This is a genomic window from Rhizobium sp. SVR5-2C (assembly GCF_056755115.1).
The window spans coordinates 1-455 of record NZ_JBNDHT010000334.1 but is presented as its reverse complement, the minus strand read 5'-3'; the positions used below and the strand labels follow the sequence as shown (position 1 = coordinate 455).

At 63.3% G+C, this 455-nt stretch carries 1 protein-coding gene; it reads right to left on the bottom strand.

The features are described from left to right. The coding region (locus tag ACPYOI_RS35980) for a response regulator (protein WP_481424160.1) at positions 1–374 on the bottom strand (374 nt) is incomplete at its 3' end. Positions 375–455: the final 81 nt, after the last annotated feature.

Genomic DNA, 455 nt, shown 5'->3' with positions numbered 1-455 from the left:
GAACTGATGCCCAGATTGAAGGCGATCATCTTGTTCTGCAGGCCGTCGAGCACGCCGGCCAGGACCTGGTGTTCGCGCTCCGTCAGCTGGCAAAGTCGAGATGCGATAGTGTCGGTGCCGGAGGCCCCGCAGAAGGCTCTCTTCAGGGCCGTCGCCCGGTTGATGGCCGCGATCAGCACCGCGTCTGCAAAAGGCTCCTCCAGGCAATCCGCCGCCCCGGCCTTCATCGCCTGAACAGCCGTCGTGACATCGCCGTGGCCGGTGATGACGATTGCCGGAATGTCCGCGTTGAAGCGCCGCAGGTGCTTCAACAGCTCCATGGCGTCGAGCTGCGGCATCCTGAGGTCGGTGACGAGGCAGCCTCCTTCCGACATCGAATTCCGACATCGAAGCACCATCCAGAAACGCCTTTGCCGAGTCATGCGCGCGGACGGCAAATCCTGCGGAGACCAGCA